Below are 16,740 nucleotides of genomic sequence, written 5' to 3'. Positions count from 1 at the left end.
TTGCAGGAGGGTCGGGCGTGGTTGCCTTCCTGCTTTGGGGTTGTTCACTGGAGTCCCCCAAGGTCCCGAACTGGGATACGACCGTGAATATCCCGGTGATGGATCACCGTTATACCCTTGCCGATCTGATCGCAGAGGAGGATAATTTTGTCGCGGGAGCCGACAGCCTCCTCACCTTTCATTTTTCCGAGGCGCTCGATACCACGCAGGTCGGGGCCTACCTGACCCTCCCGGATTTCCATGAAAGCCTTACCCTGGGCCTCGATGCTTTTACAATTCCGAGCGTTCCGGTCATGGCGGAACGCTATCTGTGGTCGCAGCTGACTTCTGAGGCGGTCTCCCTCACCGGGACAACCGCGGCTATCGCCCCGTTTTCCTTCAATTACGTCCCAGCCGCCGTCCACAGCAGTGAGGATCTGCTCTACGCGTCGCTGATCCGCGGCTCCGCGCGCCTCCATCTCTATAACCGTCTGAATGTCGATCTTGAGAATCTCATCCTCACCCTGCAGAACAGCGTTACGGGCAGCCTGGTCGTCTCCAGCCCGCTGATACGCCGGATCGCTGCCGGCGATTCCAGCGCGGTCATGCTTGATATGGGCGGATGTACCATTCCGCGCGAGGCGCGATGGTTGATCAGCGGCGACTCGCCCGGAAGCCGTGGCCGGCTGATCACCGTTTCCGCCGATCTCCCTGTGGATCTCGTTGTGGAATTGACCCAATTCGTCGTTGCCGCAGCCGAAGCGCGTATTCCTGCCACGACCCTGGAACGCAGCGAAACCATGGCCCTGGCGGATGCCGCCGGGAATGCCATCGATGAAGCCGTATTCGAGAGCGGCCGTTTGCGCCTCGAAATCGACAACCGTTCTCCCTTCAGCAGCCCGGCGCTCACCCTGGAATTTCCCCAGATCACCGTTCCCGCCACCCACAAGGCGCTGACCCTCACTCTGGGGCTCAATCCGGGCTTGGTCACGCGCACCGAGGTTGATCTGGCTGGGCTGACCGCCGATTTTGCCCTGCCGGCCGTGGGATCACCACAGCAGATTCAGATGACCATCCGCGCGACCACGGATGATATGCGCAGCGGATTTGTCGAAATCGGCGTCGCGACCCAGATTCGTTTTGCCCTCTCCCTCGAAGGGGTGCGCGTCGGCCGTTTCAGCGGCCGTCTTGCACCGCGGGCGGTCGGCCTCGACAGCACCGTACGCGCCCTCGATGTGGCCGGCGCGTGGGGTGACCTGGAGGGCATCACCTTGCGTGAGGCACGGCTCCAGGTGACGGTCTATAGCACACTCAATCTGCCGCTACGCTTCCGTGGTGCGCTGCATGGCTTTCGAAATGGCAGCGCGGGTGTGCCCTTCCCGCTCGAGTTCGCTGTCCCGGCCGCAACCCCGACGGGCCGACTCTACACCCCACCGCCCTGGACCGCGAACAACAGCGCAATCGTGGCATTCATCAACCAGCAGCCCGATAGGATCGCTGTGACAGGCACCGTGGACATCGGTGACAGCCTGGTCTATGGCAGCGTACGCAGCGGCGATGTGATTGCGGCCCGTTTCGACTTGGAGCTGCCCTGCAACCTCGTTTGGGAATCCCGGCAGATCGATGGCGATCCCAACGCCTTATACATTTCGCCTGCAGACGCTGGAGGGGATGCATTCTGGGATGAGAAAGGCACAGTGACGCTCTCGGGCGAGGCCATGGAACGCCTGCGTGCTGGTGAGTTGGAAGTGGAGGTCGAAAATCATCTTCCGGTGGCCGGCGAGGTGAGGTTTTATTTTGCCAGCGACTCGAGCCGCCTATTCACGACGCCCGATCTGGTCTTTGGACCGGTCCGGCTGGTGGCGGCTGCCATAGATGCAGCAGGCCGCGTTACAACTGCCGCAACCGCAACCAGCCGCATCGCCCTGGATCCGGCCGACGTTCCGCTCTTTCAAAACGCGACGGCTTCCACCAAAACGCTCTATTTCGCCCATCGTGTGCAGCTGGCCGGAAGCAATGGGCGCAGCGTCCGGCTCTTTCTTGATAACTATGTGCGGGTCAAGGCGCTTCTGCAGCTGACGCTTCATATCGGCGATTGATCCTGCCCTAAAATCTCGCGCCCACCAGGTGCCATGAGCGCCGGTATTCGGCTCTGGTGCCCACCCGACCTCCTCGCGCCGCCCCGCCGTGCAATTCGCTCGCTATTTGACGCGAATCGATCTTGTCGGATTCCTGATTCTTCTCTCGATAACTGGTCGGGATATCAGCAGCATGGACCACACTGTTATCAATGCCGCTTGCAGCTAAACGGCGGTGAATCCAGAATCCGTTGAAAGCTGCTCCGCTTCACCTATTAGCATGCCATCTTCATTCACCTGGGCTTCTGCACCATGCGCTTGATCTCTTTCAAGCGCTCCCGGATCGGCAGTTTTTGCGTACAGGCCTCCTCGCACAACCCGCATTCGCTGCAAAGGTCAAATACTGGACTCTTGCGGCTGATGCCCCAATGCCAGCCGAGACGCTCGGCGATGTGTTCCGGCTTGCCGGAGAGCATGAACTGGTTGTAGCTGTCCATCATCTTCGGCACCGGCACCCCTTCCGGGCAATGATCACAATAAGCGCAGCCCGTACAGAGCGCATCAAATGAGGTGCTGAGGTGGCTTCGAATTTCCTGGACAGCCACCTCCGTCAGTCCAGTGAATCCGTCGGCGGCAGCAATGGCCTCATCCAGCTGCGCCTGATTGCTGAATCCCACCAGAGCCGTCGTGATGCGCGGATCGTTGAGGAGAAAGCGCAATGCGCCCTGGACGACGGTTTCATCCGCATGGGTACGCACAAAATCGAAGCGTTCGGGGTGCTGCGGGATGATCCCGCCGCCGAGGGGATTCATGATGACCACGCCGCGCCCGAGCCTGGCCGCCGCGCTGATCCCCTGGTCGCGGTAGGCAAAATTCATCACTGAGTAGCCCAGCAGGATGCCGGCAAAGGGGTATTCCTCGAGCATCCATTCAATCTCGGCCCCGTTCATATGGCTTGAGACGCAAATGTGCCGAACCAGCCCCTCGCGTTGCAGTTGTTCGAAGGCTTGCAAGGCCCCTTTGTGCTGGCGTTTAATGAACGATTCCCGGTCCACGACGCACCAGATGTGGTAAAAATCGATCTGATCGAGTCCCATGCGCTGCAGCGAGGCCTCGAGCTCGCGGCGGATTTGATCCGGCTCGGCCTTATTGGTTTTGGTCGCAACATAAAAGGGTTTATCACGGCGTAGCTTTTTCATCTCCTGGAAGGCAACCCCGAAGAGTTCCTCGGATTTACCGTAACCGATCGCGGTATCGAAATAGTTGATCCCGAGGTCGTAGGCTTTTTTGACCAGAGCAGCGCAGCCCTCGACGTCGTGCTGGTCGGGGAAGCGCATGCCGCCAAAGCCGATGGCCGAGACCTGTATGCCCGTCGTGCCGTAGGGGTGATAGATCATGTGGTTTCCCGTGCGTTTATGCTACCGATGGGGATGAATCCGATGCCAGAGAAAACTTAGCAACTTTTTAGGTGAGAACAAGCGTTTTTTTGGGCCTCCGGGCGGATCGCATGCCGGGAAATGGCAGGCAAATAAAGTGTTGCCAATGTTCGCATGGATTAGTAAATTGCATCTCAGATCAACCAGTTGAGTGAGACCATGACCATAGCCTGCATGCTCCTGGCCGGCCTGCTTGTGACCGTGGCAGCTGGAGCCCAATCCCCACAGATCCCCGATTACTGTCAATACGATGCCAAATTGTCGACGCAACTCGCCGCTGTGGTTCGGGATCTTGGCCTGGAAGGCCCCTTCGATACCGAAGATGGCCCTGAACTGATTTCACTCGCGGTTGCGGATCTTGCCGGAAAAAAAACGCACCTCGGCGGGGTGTACATGGACAATTTCATCTACCCCGCCTCGATCTACAAGATGTATGTCGCTGCGGAGATCCTCGATCAGATCAGCAAAGGGCGGCTCGATCTGGCGACGCCGCACATCGTCCGGGATATCAACGCCGTCGACCGCTCAAAAGAGTGGACCCTCGATCCGCGGCCGCTGTTGCAGGGCGGCGATACCGTGACCGTGCGATACCTCCTCGACCTGATGATCACCCGCAGTGATAATTCGGCCGCCAACTGCCTCATCGACCTGGCCAGCCGTAATAGCATTGACTCCCTGATGCACCGCTACAACTGGTATGGCAGCGAGGTCACGCGCAAATTCCTGAAACGGCCATTCGAGGACCCCGGTTATGAGAAGATTCGCGGCACAGAAACCTGCGCCCTGCATGCCGCTGATTTCCTCTGCCGGATCGCCCGGCGCCAGTTGGTCTCGCCCTGGGTCAGCATGCAACTGCTCTGTCTCATGGGCGGGCAGCTCGATACTTCCAAGCTCGCCGCCGGGCTGCCGTCGCAGGCGATGTTCTACCACAAGACCGGCTGGTACAGCAACTGGACGCACGATGTCGGGATTGTTGATGACGGCCGCCATCGGTATGTCATCGCCTGTTTTCTCCCCCTGCCCGAAAAGATAGCCAGCGAGAAGCTTCGGCTGCTGGCGGCCAGGATTCACACGCTGATGACCAACCGTTAGGAGGCCAGATTGCACCCCGCGCTCTATAGCGTGGCGGCACCGGGCGGGCAGGTCCTTTGCCGCCTCTGTCCCCATGACTGCGTGATCGCTCCGGGCCGGAGCGGGCTTTGCGGCGTGCGGCAAAACCGGGAGGGCGTGCTTTACTCCCTCAATTATGGCAAGGCCATAGCCCTACATGTCGATCCGATCGAAAAGAAGCCGTTGTATCATGTTTATCCCGGCAGCCGCTGCTTCTCGATAGCCGCGGCGGGCTGCAATTTCCGCTGCCGGTTTTGCCAGAACCATGAGATCTCCCAGATCAGGCCGGGGCAGGACGTGTGGGGAGGTCGTGAGGTTACGGCCAGGTTGGTGATCGAACAGGCAGTGGCCGGCGGCTGCCGCACCCTCGCCTGTACCTATACCGAACCGACGGTCTATTACGAATATGCCCTCGAGATTTGCCGGCTCGCGCACGCCCAGGGTATTGATACGATCTGGGTCACCAACGGCTTTATTCATGAGCCGCCGCTGCGGGAAATAGCTCCCTGCCTGACGGCCGCCAATGTCGATCTCAAGGGATGGAATGAGGATTTTTACCACAGCGTGGTGGGAGGCGCCTTGGCGCCGGTCCTCGATACCCTGCGGCTTTTAAAAAAGCTGGGGATCTGGCTCGAGGTGACCACCCTGGCGGTGCCGGGCTATTCCGACGATGAAGAGAGCCTGCATGCAATCGCACTCTTTATTAAAGACGAACTGGGTCCGGAGACCCCCTGGCATATCAGCCGTTTTTATCCGCAGTATCGCATGATTGATCTCCCGCCGACGCCGCTGGAGGTCCTGCACAAGGCTCGGCGGATCGGCTTGGAAGCCGGATTGCGCTATGTCTATACCGGCAATGCCCCGGGTGATATCGGTGAGAACACCTACTGCTACCGTTGTGGAGTCCTGTTGATCGAACGCTCCGGCTATACCATCTCGGCCAATTATCTCGAATCGGGTTGCTGTCCCCAATGCCGAACCAAACTGGACGGATTATTCTCAAAGGAGGCTGTGTGAAACCATCCCTGATTACTTTGACCCTAACATCCGCCCTTTTCCTGGCTTGCACTGCGGAAAAGAAAGCCCCTGACACCGTAACGGCATCTCCCGGAAAGGTCAGGATTTACCAGACGGCGCAGTCGAGCGCCGCCCGCATGGCGGATCTGGGGACCGTGGAGTTCGCCGCCTTCGGCCAGCCGCTCGAAACCCAGCCCTGCGTCTTCATCGATCCAACCCATACCTTTCAGACCGTCATCGGCATCGGCGGCGCCCTGACCGATGCCTCGGCGGAAACCTTTTTCAGCCTCTCCAAAGCCAAGCAGCAGGAGCTGCTGACCGCCTACTTCGATCCTGACCGGGGATTGGGCTACTCCCTGGCGCGAACCAATATTCAGAGCTGCGATTTTTCGAGCGAAAGTTATGCGTATGTCGAGCGTGGCGATCTGGAGCTGAAAAGCTTCAGCATTGCACACGACAAGTCGTTCAAGATCCCCTTCATCAAGAAGGCCATGGCCGCGGCCGGTGGCCACATCCTCCTCTATGCCAGTCCGTGGAGCCCGCCGGCGTGGATGAAAACCAACGATGACATGCTGCACGGCGGCAAGCTGAAACCGGAGTGCGCTCAGGCCTGGGCCAACCTGTATGTCAAATTCATCCAGGCTTATGAAGCCGAAGGGATTCCGGTCTGGGGCCTCTCGGTGCAGAATGAGCCCATGGCCACGCAGACCTGGGAGAGCTGTATCTTTACCGCCGAAGAGGAGCGTGATTTCGTTAAAAAGTACATCGGCCCCACCCTCGCCCGGTCGGGCATGGCCGGCAAAAAACTGATCGTTTGGGATCACAACCGTGATCTGCTCTATCAGCGCGCGAGCACGATCCTAAACGATCCCGAAGCGGCGCGGTACGTCTGGGGCGTCGGTTTTCACTGGTACATGAACGACGTCTTCGATAATGTCAAGCGGGTGCACGAGGCCTTTCCAGAAATAAACTTGATCTTCACCGAGGGCTGCACCTATCCCTATTCGACCGAGAAACTGGGCGAATGGCATTGGGGCGAACGCTATGGCGAGTCCCTGGTGCGCGATTTCAACAACGGGGCCGTCGGCTGGACCGACTGGAACGTCCTGCTCGATGAGAAGGGGGGACCCAACCACGTCGGCAACTATTGCTACGCCCCGGTCCACAAGACTGCCGCAGGCGATCTCTACTACATGAACTCATTTTATTACCTCGGCCACTTTAGCAAATTCGTCCGGCCCGGGGCCAGGCGGATCATCGCCTGCTCCAACCGCGACAAGCTGCTGACCACGGGCTTTGTCAATCCCGACGGCAAGCTCGCTGTGATCGTCCTCAATCTCTCGGATGAAACCCTCCCCTACAAGCTCTGGCGCAGCGGGATGGCGGCCGATGTAACGAGTCTACCTCACTCAATCATGACCCTGATAATCGACTGATGCGGGTGCAGTGATAACCGGAAAGGAACTGAGGTGAGCGAACTGAGTGCAAAGATCGGTAAATATCGCTGGACCATCTGTGCCCTGGTCTTTTTTGCCACGACCGTCAACTATCTCGATCGCCAGGTGCTCAGCCTGCTGAAGGACCGCCTCGAGGTGGAGTTCAACTGGAGCGACTCCGACTACGCCAATATAGTCGCCGTCTTCCAGTTCGTCTACGCCATTTCGATGCTCTTTGCAGGGCGGCTGATCGACTGGCTCGGAACCAAGCTGGGCTATGCCCTTTCGCTGCTGGTCTGGTCGATCGCAGCCATGCTGCATGCCCTGGCGCGCGGTACCGGCGGCTTCATGGCCGCCCGCGGCCTTCTCGGCTTCGGCGAATCGGGCAACTTTCCGGCCGCGATCAAGACCATTGCGGAGTGGTTCCCGAAGAAGGAACGCGCTCTGGCCACCGGGATCTTCAACTCCGGCGCCAATGTCGGGGCGATTCTGGCGCCGCTCACCGTGCCCTGGATTGCGGGGCATCTCGGCTGGCAAGCAGCCTTTATCATCGTCGGTGGTATCGGATTGCTCTGGCTGCTATTCTGGTTTTGGCTCTATGAGGCCCCCCGGCTCAGCAAACGCGTCAAGCCGGCCGAATTCGCCTATATCCACAGCGATGCCGAGGAGTCCGTGCCAGGCAACGAGGCGCCCAATGAAAAGATCTCCTGGTTCCGGTTATTGGGCTATAAACAGACTTGGGCCTTCAGCTTTGGCAAGTTCATGACCGATGGCGTCTGGTGGTTCTTCCTGTTTTGGCTGCCGGCCTACCTCAAAGCCCAGTACCATATGACCGGGACCATGGTCGCCTTTCCCCTCGCCGTCCTTTACAGCATGTCCACAGTCGGCAGCGTTGCCGGCGGCTGGCTGCCCATGCATTTCATCAACCAGGGGCTGGAACCCTATGCCGCACGCATGAAGGCGATGCTCCGCATCGCCGCCATCCCGCTGGTGGTGCTGTCCGCCCAGTATCTGGGCAGCTACAGTTACTGGCTGCCGGTGCTGATTATCGGTCTCGGCACGGCCGCACATCAGGCCTGGTCCGCCAATATCTTCACCACGGTCTCGGATATGTTCCCAAAGAAGGCGGTTGCAAGCGTGACCGGCATCGGCGGCATGGCGGGCGGCATCGGCGGCATCGTCATCAACAAAGCGGCCGGCTGGCTTTTTGACGGCTACCGCAGCGCCGGCATTGCCCGCTCCTTTGCCCAGGCCCAAATGAACAACCTCGGCGGCTTCCTGGAAAAGATCAAGGCCCTCTCCCTGGTCAACAAGCACGGCGAGGTGGTCAATCTCAACACCAAGGCCCTGGCCGATCTGCCCGGGGAGGTCGTCACCCAACTGCAGGCGGTGGATGCTCACGCTTTCGAAGCCCTCAAGAACCTCCAGGGACCGCTTGTTCAGGAGCGCCTGACCGTCGCCTATACCCTCGTTTTTGCTTTTTGCGCTCTGGCCTATCTCATGGCCTGGGCGGTGATGTATTTCCTTGTGCCGCGCTTTAAACGGATCGAGGATTTGTGATCCCAAGTGCCCCGCCGGGCGACCGGTGGGGCTTTTCCCGTTTCACTCTTCCACGCTCACCCGTCCGAGCCGCCAGGCGAGACCGCTGTTCTGATAGATCAGCTCGAAGGAGCCCGATTCGCGGGTGCTGACATGAAAATGGTAGATCCGGTCGCGTCCCTGCTGCTCGCTCCAGATGCCATTGATGTGGATAATATGATAGGGCCGACTGCGCCAGCGGAAGCGCATCGGCCGCATTTTTTGGCCATCGAAGTAGCTGATCACCTCGACCGCCTCGTTTATGGTCTCAAATCGCATGGCTGTTCCATAAAAGATGTATAAAAGTACACCTAATAATAATCAATTTCCCTCTGCGATGCAAGAGAAAAATGGGGTGAAAATCTCCTTGATATTCACCAACCGCTTCTCTAAATTGCAGAACAACCAACGGGAGTTTCTTTGCCGCACCGCCCCGTCTATTATCACTGGCTGCTCGCTGCCCTGCTCGTCGCCCTGTGCGTGACGCTCGGCTATCTTTTTTTAGCCATTCCCAATTTGGAGGTCTTCACAGCCGCGGTTTTTGCTTCGGGATTCCTGACTGGCCCCGGGACCGGCCTGCTGATCGGCGCATTCTCGATGCTCCTTTTTTCGCTCTTCAATCCCTACGGTGCGCCAACACCGCCGCTGTTTATCGCCCAGATCTTTGCGATCGCCCTGACCGGGATGGCTGGGGGATGGATGCGACGCAGCCGCTGGCTGGCGCGGCCGTCCTGGGTGCAGGCCCTGTTGTTCGGCGCTCTCGGGTTTCTTTTGACGCTCTTCTACGACGTATTGACCACCCTGAGCTTCGCCGTGCTGATGACCGGAGGGAATGCCCGCCAGCTCGTGACGGTGTTCCTTTCCGGGATGGCCTTTTACGGGATCCATCTTCTCGGCAATACCTTGGTGTTTGCCCTGTTGCTGCCCGCGCTGCTGCAGAGGCTACGCCGCATCACTCTTGACTGACGGAGCGCGCATGCGCACCCTCTTCGTCCGGCTTTTCCTGCTCTTTTTCGCCGCGGGGGCATTTGCCCAATTCCCCGGCGGACCCTTGTGCGCCGATTCCACTTTGCGGATCGGCTCAGGCTACGGTTCTGCAGGTGACCTCTTCGCCCAGCTTCCCGGCACTTATTTCTTCGACCGCGGCAGCATCGGGCTGCCGGCCTGGGGCGCCCTCTTCGCGGCGCCGCCCTCGCAGTTCAACCTGGTCTATGATCACTTCAGGATGGATGATCCGCTGACCGGACGTGCGGACCTCAATCTGGTTCCGGTCGAAAGCATCGCCCGTCAGACGCTTTTCGCCGATCCGGCCAGCCGCCCCTTTCCGGAGCTGGCCGCCAGCCAGACCCTCGAGATCGCCGGCCGCGATCTTGCCGCCGATTCCCTGCGCTCCCAGGTCGCCTACCGCACCGGCGGCAACGGCTATGATGATATTGACGTACGCGCTGGACTGCGCTATTCGCAGCATCTGCGCGTCAACGTCGGTGGGGTACTCAAGAACTATGCCGGTGTAGACGCTCCCTTCGAAAAATACCGCGCCCAGAAGATTACTGTGGCGTTTTCCCGCACCTTCGGCCAGCCATGGCGCGCGGACTACCGGCTGCTTTACACCACCTCCGACCTCGATCTGCCGCTCTTCTCGAAACCTTTCCTGGCTCCCGGGCTTTCTCAACCCCACCAGAAGGAGAGCCGTTACGATCACGGCCTGGAGCTGCAGTATAAAGAGCGCTGGCAAACCCTGATCCAGCTTACCGACCACCATCGCGAGCGCTACGGCTATCGTCATGGCGTCTGGGATGAGAGCACCGATGCGCTCCGCGTCGATCTGCACAGCAGCGCTAACCTGCATTGGCGCAAGCTGGACGGTGCGGCCGGCGTCTTCCTCCGCAACACCGCACTCCGGGGTGGCGATTGGGGAGATCATGCTGCCAGGTTGGTGACCGCCTGGGGTCGTGCGACGGCGCATCCCGGGACCGGGTTGGCCGTAAGCGCGCAACTGGCACTCGAGAAGGCGGGGGGAGGAGAGGGCCTTGCCCTGCTTCCTCAGTTGCAGGTACGCAGCCTCCTCGCAGCCGGTTGGCGGACCCTGGTCTGGTATGAGCGCAGCCGCTCAACCGCTTCGCTGGCCGCGCGTTTTGAGCAGAGCCCCTTCGCTCAGGGCGATCCGGATCTGGCTCCCGAGCGCGCCGATCATCTCGGCGTGGGCCTGCACCGCAGTACCGACGCTGTGCAGCTCTTCGCAGCGGCCGGCGCCAGCCGGATCGCCGATGCGGTATTGCTGGTATGGGATGACGGACGCCATACGCCCCGGTATCAGAATCAGAAGGAGGAGTGGCGGTTCAGTCTGGACGGCGCTGCAGAATGGCGGATCTCGAGTTGGTTGACATTTTGGGGTAAAGCCAAACAATTGATCTTCCAAGAGGCGCCTCCGTGCGATCAGCCGGAAACCGCGGCGGCCGGCTGGCTGCAGATCAATCACCGCTTTTTCTCCGGCGATCTCGATCTGCGCCTTCGTTTCGGCTGCTCCTTCTGGGGTGAGCGCCACGCTGCGCTGCCATGGTACGCTGAGGCTTCTGCGGAGCGGCAGCGCCTAGGCGCCGCAACGCTTCCCTGGTTCCAGGCCACGGCGATCATCAAGGATGCCGCGCTCTTTTTCATGCTGCAAAATCCGCTCGGCGATGAAGTCGCGGTCACCGGTACTTATCCTCAGCCCAAACGGTTGATCCGATGGGGTTTTGTTTGGAATTTTTACAACTGAGCGGATTCAGCGTGTATCGCTTTGCGTTAGTCGCACCTGTATCGCCCTAAGGCCTTCGCCAAACCGTTGTAAACGCGCCATGACCGGACCCCTGACCAGACATTCCCGCGTATCCTGCGCAGACCAGACCTCCTCATCCGGAGACCGCAATGAAACGCGCTCCGATTTCAGGTTACCGCCTGCTGTTCCTGTCGCTACTGACGGGCGGCCTCTCCGTACTTCACAGCTAAAGTAGCTATCCCGACCAACTGAGGGTGATCAGCGGCGGCGATTCGCTTCTGGCGCATGCCGAATCCTCGGGCAATCTTGAAGTAATGCCGGATAGCAGCGATGTACGGCTGGTGCAGGGGGCGACCTCCGGTTTTCTCATCCTCAATCCTCAAAGTGCGCCGTAACCCTTCGATGAGGGATTGCCCTCATGGAACGGCACCGCGCCCGGCGACAACGGTAGCTTTAGGGTGATGATGCGCTTTCCCTATCTGACGGGCTGGTCGCCCTGGCTCGATGTGGGGTACTGGAAGGTGGATCTCTGGCCAGCAGCCATCTGGTGATGCTGGCGGGTTTTACGCCAGCCGGCGATCCGATCGTCCATGATCCAACGCGGACCAGCACGGAGTATGGATACGTTTATGACAAAGGTGATCTGGGCCTCTCCTGGTTCGACAAGGGAGGGGTGGCCTACACCTTTTACCTGCGCGATGCGGCCTCCGCGATGCGCCTTCCGGTCGCAGCGGAAAACCAACCGGAGTCCTTTGTACTGAAGCAAAGCTATCCCAATTCCTTCCATGGCGGGACAGCCTTCGAATACACGCTGCAGCGCGGCGGCAGGGTCGATTTTTATGTTTGTGATATCGTGGGAAGATGGGTGGCCACCCTGGCTGCGGAGATCCAGGGGGGGCTGCAACGGCTGTGGTGGAATGGAGGCGACGCCGGGGGGCTATGCACTGCCAAGCTGGATTTATCTCTGCGTGTTCCGCCTTGACCAGTAGGAGATCAAGGCGGGCAGGATGATGATGGCTAAATAGCGGCTCAGTCGACTGAATAGACCAGCTTTTTATTCATGCCGAGTTTCTTCATGCGGTAGCGAAGATTGGGTTCGGTGAGGCCGAGGGCGTGTGCAGTCTTGCGCTGGCTGCCGCCAAATTGTTCCAGGCTTCTCTTAATCAGGCTCTTCTCCAACGCCTCGATGGCCTCCGAAAGCGAGCCGATTTGCGGCAGCGCGGCGGTCTGCACGGCAGCGGCCACCGTCGCCGGCTGTGGCGCTTCCTGCAGCGCCAACTCGTAAGCCATCTTTTCCAGCTCAATCATATTGCCGGGCCACTGGTGGGTGACCAGGTGCATGACCAGGTCAAACGAGACCGGCGGAATGGGCCGGTTCATTTGTCCAAAAATCTGCTGCAAAACGGCTTCAAAGATCAGGGGGACATCCTCTTTGCGCTCGCGCAGGGGCGGGATGCGCACGGAACTCGCTGTCAGGGTGATGAACAGCTCCGGCAGAAAGCCCTTCTTTTGCACCGCTTCATGGATGCCTGGAAGCGCAGTCGAGATGACGCGCAACTCGATGCCGGATGGAGGGGCTGCCAGTATATCCCGAAGCAGTACCTGCGCCGTGGCGTTGACGGTCTCCAGGCCGTCGATGATCAATACGGCGGCAGAACCGGCGGCGTTCTTCTCCTCCAGCCGGCTCAACCAGGGCTGCAGTTTCTGTTCGATGAGGCTTCCCTTCACCTCATGAATCCGCGAGGCCTCCAGATGCATCTGTTCGGCAATCTGCCGTGCGGCGGGCAGGATCTCGGTGCCCAGCTCGCCATAGACCAGGACGTTGTTCATCGATTTTGCCAGCTGGATGATCTGGTTGCGGACGGCTTCGATCTCCGGTGAGACGCCGATCAGGGTGTTGTTGATCAAGGTTGAACCAAAAACGCGCATAGATGCTCTCCGTGCAAAGGGAGTGACCGTTGGGTTTGGGCAGGGCCATCGCATCAAGCCCCCCTGTGTTGATTAGGTGTCACAAAGAACGGATTTCGACTCAGGGCAAAGCAGCAGAAGCGCCTGCGCGATCCCCCTGTTTGGACCCGGCGACGTTCACCTTGGATTCATTCAGCACGGTGCCGCTCTGGCTCCGGGCATATTTCTGTTCGAGCAGGACAATGAGGATGCCGATCCAGAAAATCAGCAAGGTCAGCTTGAGCGTTGTATAGAGAGAGCCGGCCATCAGGGACAACGCCAGATAAAGGAGCCCGACGACGAGATGAATGGACATGGAGCGGTTCAGCAGAGAGCGCAGCAGCGGCCACCAGCGCAGCAGAGACTGGTCATAATAGAGGACCGGCACGCGTGAGAGGTAGGCCGGGTCGAAAATCAGCCGTTCATAGAATCGCTCTTTCTCCGAAAAAAGAACTCCGAGACGCAAAAGGAGGATCATCACCAGGGCAATAAGGCAGCCCAGCAGAAAGTACTGATCGATGCCATAGACCTTGATATTGGCGGTGTAGGCAAGATAATCGGCTACATTGAGCGCATGGATGAAAAAGAGCTGGAACGCGAGCAGATTGAGATACAGGGCATCGGGGCGGTTATACCGGAACATGTGGACGCCGTAGAGCACCAGGAGCAGAACGGGCACCACCGAGAAGGGCAACAAGCGCCGGATGAAAGCATTCAGCCAGCCAGCATGGTCAATACAGGTGGTGGTGGACCAGTAGGGCTCAAAGAGGAGGACGGCGGCCCCCAGAGTAGCCAGGAGGGCCAGAAGATCGGCCCGGCGCTGCCAGCGCGGCGGCACAATATAATGGATGACCAGCAGGAAGACGGTCAGGCATCCAAAAAGCCGGACCGGAATCTGGGCATAAAGCCAGATGAGGAGGCATTGGACATTGGTGCCGAAGAGATAGCCCCTGCCGATGAAAATGGGCAGGATGGAGAGGAGGTGCGCCAGAAAATAGAGCGCGAGGCCGAAAAAGATGCTCTTCTTGTAGAGGTCTCGTCTGGCTATGGCCAGGGCCAGCAGCAGGAGCAGGCTGTAGAGAGAGTGGTTGGCCCAGCTGAGAAAATGCACCTCGGCGTGCGGCAACAAGGAAGCCGCCAGCCAGAGAATGTTCATCACGAGCCAGGCGATGAGAATTTTTCGTATCAGGTTCAAAGGCATTGCAAAAGCTCGGCTGGTCCTTTTTGAAGCAATGACCTCGCATGAACCATCCCGATTCATGGATGTTTAGTCGTATCCGGAATGGGCCAGGGTGAATCGGGAGCCAAATATATCTGTTGATAGCCATCCAGTATTAATTTATCACTTTTTTGGTCCTGATGCAAATAAATAATGACGTCCTGATCGTCAATTTTAACGATTTGTACGATGGCCTGGGAGACGCCGCGCCCGATTTCGCTGCCTGCCTGGAGGGTCGGCCATAACATTACCGCTGCAAAGAGGATGCCGATCATTCGTTTCATGGGGTTCTCCTTATTCGTAAGAGTCCGGACCAGCTCGAGCCGCCATAATTTAGAATAAATTATTTAATATAACAAGAATAAATGATAATAAATGGCTAAAGAGCCAAAAATAATGACAATCAGCCAAAAAAAGCTTGACTTCGTTAATTTTTTTTTGTATACTTACAGTGGAGGTGAGACGACAGCCCGGACGAACTGAAGCATTCATGACTCTCCCAAAGGCTGAACCCCAAGTCTGCGAAAGCCTGAAGTAAGCGGAGACGGCCTCCCCCACTGTCTCCCTGGGTGCATTGATTTCGCGTGGTACGAAATCAGTGTCGGTGCGGTCGGGATCAGGCGATTCGGCAGATGTGACAAAGCCCCTTCTTGCCATGAGGCAGAAGGGGCTTTTTTTTATGCCCGGCCGTTCAAAAAAAAAGCCCCGGGCAGCGGTTGGCATGCGGGGGGCTGGGCTGATTGGGAAGGGGGGTCAGTCTGTGGTGTCGCGGGAGAGCTCGATGGGTCCCTCCTCAGGCGCAGCGGTGAAGCGGCCGTAGCCGGCGATCCGATGAATCGACTTAGCCCGATCGAGAATCGTGACCTTGCGTTCTCTGCGGTTAGAATTGGCCTCGAGCACGTAGAGGCTTTCGCCCACTTTGCCGAGGAGAATGCCGACATGGGTGATGCCCTTGTAGCGATAGCGGGCGCGGCGTGTGTGCCAGTTAAAGAAGACCAGATCCCCGGGAGCCGGTTCTTCGTTCTTGTCGATCAGGGTCAGTCCCATCTGCCCCTCTTCGGCATACTTGTATTGGGTGGCGGCGACGCGGTTAAAGACCTCATCCACCAGACCGGCCCCGATTAGGGCCATCCGCGTCAGCATGCCGCAGTCGGTCGCCTTTTTGCCGTCACCGCCGAGGCGATAGCGCAGGCCAAGAAACTGGGCCGCGTTGTAGACCAGCCGTCCGATTGGCCCCTGCGGTTCCTGCAGCTCTTTGCGTCGGCCCTCTTCGAGGGCGAGCAGGTAGCCAGCGGTGTTCTGATCGATATAGGAGCCGTCGCAGCCGAGATCGTAGACAAGCTTGAAGACCGTGAGTGATTTGACCGTAGCCTCGTCATAATGGCCGTTGATTTTCAGGGGAAGTTTGGCGTTCCATTGCAGCAGGGCGCGTTGCAGGCGTTCGACCGCTCCGTGGGGCGCGGCGTCGGCCGCTCCGGTTTTAAGCCCGAGGAAGGGCTGGAAAAAGGTGGAATCCGGTCCGTTGATGGCGGCAATCTTTTGCCGCATTTCGAGACGAAACCTTTCCATCGCCGCTGCAGCGACGATCTCGGGTCCGGTGCTGTCGGACTTGAAAGTCAAAGGGGAAGCGGTGCGCAGCGTGTAGGCGGCCGTTTCAGCGGCGATGATCTCAGCCGCGATGTCGGCAGCCGAGCGTTCGGCGGGGGCCGGCGCTGCCAGTATCGTCCCCGGCACCGGCGTGGCGGCCAAGGGGGTTGCGGTCGAATCGATCTGCAGCGCTTTGAGCGGCGTGGGCAGAACGCCGCGCAGAATCAGCACCAGCGCAATTAAAAAGATCGCGGAAGCCGGGTGCTGCCGGTGAAAGCCCTTACCCGCGCGGACAAGGTAGATGCACGGGGACGGGCGATGCTGCACTTCAGGGGCTGAAAAAGGGGGGTCGGGCCGATAACAATCCAATAGAGCCGCTCCTCATAAGGTCCGATGCCATTATCTTTACGCCGCCTCTCCCCGGAGTTGGCGCTCTATCGCTGATAGCGTATTGTGATATGCATCAAAATTTACCGATCCTGTCCGAGAAAGTCAAGTAAATTGCATTGAAGCGGGCCGAGCCGGAAGGGAGCCGCTGGGGTGCTTTTTTTCTTTGCATTTCGGGACAAAAGTATGTACACTATATTGAATCCCG

15 protein-coding genes are annotated in these 16,740 nt (G+C 58.9%); 9 read left to right on the top strand and 6 right to left on the bottom strand.

The window, feature by feature from the left end; translation table 11 throughout:
* Positions 1–17: 17 nt before the first annotated feature.
* Complete coding sequence (locus PLH32_07980; GenBank protein HQJ64534.1) at positions 18–2,078, top strand: hypothetical protein; 2,061 nt, start codon at positions 18–20, stop codon at positions 2,076–2,078.
* 272 nt (positions 2,079–2,350) lie between these two features.
* On the opposite strand, the gene PLH32_07975 is transcribed toward PLH32_07980, so the two are convergent.
* Complete coding sequence (locus tag PLH32_07975) at positions 2,351–3,454, bottom strand: aldo/keto reductase (protein HQJ64533.1); 1,104 nt, start codon at positions 3,452–3,454, stop codon at positions 2,351–2,353.
* A 198-nt stretch (positions 3,455–3,652) separates the two neighbouring features.
* Between PLH32_07975 and PLH32_07970 the strand changes: the two genes are divergently transcribed.
* From PLH32_07970 to PLH32_07955, 4 genes are read left to right on the top strand one after another with little or no spacing between them, the layout of a single operon-like run.
* The gene (locus PLH32_07970; GenBank protein ID HQJ64532.1) at positions 3,653–4,585 is read left to right on the top strand and encodes a class A beta-lactamase-related serine hydrolase; all 933 of its coding nucleotides are present in this window, start codon (positions 3,653–3,655) and stop codon (positions 4,583–4,585) included.
* A gap of 9 nt (positions 4,586–4,594) precedes the next feature.
* A complete protein-coding gene (gene amrS / locus PLH32_07965) occupies positions 4,595–5,620 on the top strand; it encodes an AmmeMemoRadiSam system radical SAM enzyme (protein ID HQJ64531.1) in 1,026 nt (341 codons plus the stop codon).
* Positions 5,617–7,056, top strand: coding sequence for a glycoside hydrolase family 30 protein (locus PLH32_07960; protein ID HQJ64530.1), 1,440 nt, complete (start codon positions 5,617–5,619; stop codon positions 7,054–7,056). The genes amrS and PLH32_07960 overlap by 4 nt, the downstream gene beginning before the upstream one ends.
* 42 nt (positions 7,057–7,098) lie before the next feature.
* Complete coding sequence (locus tag PLH32_07955) at positions 7,099–8,616, top strand: MFS transporter (GenBank protein ID HQJ64529.1); 1,518 nt, start codon at positions 7,099–7,101, stop codon at positions 8,614–8,616.
* 42 nt (positions 8,617–8,658) lie between these two features.
* Here the strand turns inward: PLH32_07955 and PLH32_07950 are convergent, their stop codons facing one another.
* Positions 8,659–8,913: a hypothetical protein gene (locus tag PLH32_07950; protein HQJ64528.1), complete on the bottom strand. Its 255-nt coding sequence runs from the start codon at positions 8,911–8,913 to the stop codon at positions 8,659–8,661.
* 141 nt (positions 8,914–9,054) lie between these two features.
* Between PLH32_07950 and PLH32_07945 the strand changes: the two genes are divergently transcribed.
* From PLH32_07945 to PLH32_07930, 4 genes are all read left to right on the top strand, one after another.
* Positions 9,055–9,600: a hypothetical protein gene (locus PLH32_07945; GenBank protein ID HQJ64527.1), complete on the top strand. Its 546-nt coding sequence runs from the start codon at positions 9,055–9,057 to the stop codon at positions 9,598–9,600.
* Positions 9,601–9,610: 10 nt separating this feature from the next.
* A complete protein-coding gene (locus PLH32_07940) occupies positions 9,611–11,392 on the top strand; it encodes a hypothetical protein (GenBank protein HQJ64526.1) in 1,782 nt (593 codons plus the stop codon).
* A gap of 410 nt (positions 11,393–11,802) precedes the next feature.
* Positions 11,803–11,943 (top strand): hypothetical protein, encoded by a 141-nt coding sequence (locus PLH32_07935; protein HQJ64525.1) that lies wholly within the window; start codon positions 11,803–11,805, stop codon positions 11,941–11,943.
* Positions 11,940–12,374: a hypothetical protein gene (locus tag PLH32_07930; GenBank protein HQJ64524.1), complete on the top strand. Its 435-nt coding sequence runs from the start codon at positions 11,940–11,942 to the stop codon at positions 12,372–12,374. Before PLH32_07935 ends, PLH32_07930 begins: the two co-directional genes overlap by 4 nt.
* Before the next feature lie 47 nt (positions 12,375–12,421).
* Here the strand turns inward: PLH32_07930 and PLH32_07925 are convergent, their stop codons facing one another.
* From PLH32_07925 to PLH32_07910, 4 genes are all read right to left on the bottom strand, one after another.
* Entirely contained in the window at positions 12,422–13,321 is a 900-nt protein-coding gene (locus tag PLH32_07925; GenBank protein ID HQJ64523.1) for a helix-turn-helix domain-containing protein, read from the bottom strand.
* Between the two features lie 100 nt (positions 13,322–13,421).
* Positions 13,422–14,534 (bottom strand): hypothetical protein, encoded by a 1,113-nt coding sequence (locus tag PLH32_07920; protein ID HQJ64522.1) that lies wholly within the window; start codon positions 14,532–14,534, stop codon positions 13,422–13,424.
* 62 nt (positions 14,535–14,596) lie between these two features.
* On the bottom strand, positions 14,597–14,842 hold the full coding sequence (locus PLH32_07915) for a hypothetical protein (GenBank protein HQJ64521.1): 246 nt from the start codon (positions 14,840–14,842) through the stop codon (positions 14,597–14,599).
* Positions 14,843–15,311: 469 nt separating this feature from the next.
* The gene (locus PLH32_07910; GenBank protein ID HQJ64520.1) at positions 15,312–16,514 is read right to left on the bottom strand and encodes an NlpC/P60 family protein; all 1,203 of its coding nucleotides are present in this window, start codon (positions 16,512–16,514) and stop codon (positions 15,312–15,314) included.
* Between the last annotated feature and the right edge of the window lie 226 nt (positions 16,515–16,740).

This window comes from bacterium (genome assembly GCA_035419245.1).
In the GTDB taxonomy this organism is placed as follows: domain Bacteria; phylum Zhuqueibacterota; class Zhuqueibacteria; order Residuimicrobiales; family Residuimicrobiaceae; genus JAKPUX01.
This window is presented reverse-complemented; position numbering and strand designations above follow the sequence as displayed.

Bases quoted from the DNA above. Each gene is read 5' to 3' on its own strand.
- PLH32_07925 (HQJ64523.1), bottom strand. From the start codon at position 13,321: ATGCGCGTTTTTGGTTCAACCTTGATCAACAACACCCTGATCGGCGTC.
- PLH32_07970 (HQJ64532.1), top strand. From the start codon at position 3,653: ATGACCATAGCCTGCATGCTCCTGGCCGGCCTGCTTGTGACCGTGGCA.
- PLH32_07915 (HQJ64521.1), bottom strand. From the start codon at position 14,842: ATGAAACGAATGATCGGCATCCTCTTTGCAGCGGTAATGTTATGGCCG.
- PLH32_07950 (HQJ64528.1), bottom strand. From the start codon at position 8,913: ATGCGATTTGAGACCATAAACGAGGCGGTCGAGGTGATCAGCTACTTC.
- PLH32_07975 (HQJ64533.1), bottom strand. From the start codon at position 3,454: ATGATCTATCACCCCTACGGCACGACGGGCATACAGGTCTCGGCCATC.
- PLH32_07940 (HQJ64526.1), top strand. From the start codon at position 9,611: ATGCGCACCCTCTTCGTCCGGCTTTTCCTGCTCTTTTTCGCCGCGGGG.